The sequence below is a fragment of the Oleiphilus sp. HI0132 genome, from assembly GCF_001635845.1.
On sequence record NZ_LWGJ01001562.1, the window covers coordinates 1 to 1408 of the forward strand.

Below are 1408 nucleotides of genomic sequence, written 5' to 3' on the forward strand. Positions count from 1 at the left end.
TCTCAGAAGAGAGTGTGTGTAAGGGTGGGCAAGAGGCGGGTGATCATGATCGTGGCTTGAAGCATGGCGGTATTCATCAGAATCAGGATAGCCTACCAGGTGGCTACCAGTGGCCGGATAATACCCGTATTCTTTTGGTCGAAGACAACCATGTCAATCAAATGGTTGCTTTAGCATTGCTGGATATATTGAAGCTCAGTGCTGATTTGGCCGATAGTGGGTTGGTTGCTTTGCAAAATTCGCCAGACAATTTGCCGTATAGCCTGATTCTTATGGATTGTCAGATGCCAGGTATGGATGGCTATGAAGCAACACGAGAAATAAGAGGTGGTGCGGCTGGAATTCGTTATAAAGATATCACTATTATGGCGATGACAGCGAATGCAATGAAGGGCGATAAGGAACGCTGCCTTGAAGCAGGAATGAATGATTATTTATCCAAGCCTATCGATACTGAGGTTTTGGAAAGAAAGCTCTATTTTCACCTTGTGGCGGGTGTTGATCAGAAGGCAGCCCAAGTAGGTGAAATTGTAAAAGTGAGCGAAAGTTGTGATTTAAGTGAAGAGGCTTCTGCAATAGTTGAAGAGGCAGTACCAGATGAAACGAAGGGGGTTGAGTTGCAGATTTGGGATGAAAGTGATGTATTACGCAGGGTAATGGGGAAGTCCAAAATCCTGAAAGTTATGATAGCTTCGTTTTTGAGTGATATGCCGCAGTATGTTGATACTCTGCAATCAGATATCGATAAAGGCGATCTGGAAGCGGCAGGAAATAGCGCGCATGCTCTAAAGGGCGTTGCTGCCAATTTGAGTGCCTTGGCGCTCGCTGAGGCAGCAAAGAAAATTGAGATAGCTTGCAAAGACGGGCAGCCTATCGAAAACATATTACCTATGCATCAAGAATTTATGGATGTTTACCCTAAAACCCGTGAGATGCTGATGGCTTGGAAAGAGCCTGAATAGGCTCTTTCCCGGCGCTAGCTAGACCTTAAGCGATGGTGTCTTTCAGGTAGGTATTCAGGAATTTGCTTTCTGGGTCAAAGCTGCGTCTTAGCTCAATAAAATCATTCCATTTTGGGTAGCTTTTCTTGAACTCTTCGCGGCTAAATGTATTAAGCTTGCCCCAGTGAGGTCGTCCTCCATACTTTCGAAAAATTGGCTCAATTGCTTTAAACATCGGTTGGTAATCTTCTTCAAAATAACGATGCACTGCGATGGATATGGAGTCACGTTGATAAAAGGGGCTTAACCAGGCTTCTTCACCTTTAATGAAGCGACACTCAATAGGAAAGAATGCTTCACTAAAGTGTTTTTCAATGGTGTCTCTTACTTCACCTAAGGCTTTGATTCCTTCTTCTACGGGAAGATGATATTCCATTTCATTAAAGCGGACGTTTCTATCATTGGCG

At 44.0% G+C, this 1408-nt stretch carries 2 protein-coding genes; one reads left to right on the forward strand and one right to left on the reverse strand.

All coding sequences use genetic code 11. The features are described 5' to 3' along the window. The coding region (locus A3766_RS31500; RefSeq protein ID WP_197479713.1) for a response regulator at positions 1-962 on the forward strand (962 nt) is incomplete at its 5' end. Positions 963-987: 25 nt separating this feature from the next. Here the strand turns inward: A3766_RS31500 and A3766_RS24025 are convergent. Beyond that, positions 988-1408, reverse strand: a 421-nt coding sequence (locus A3766_RS24025) for a D-arabinono-1,4-lactone oxidase (RefSeq protein ID WP_304440980.1), incomplete at its 5' end; no start/stop codon positions are given.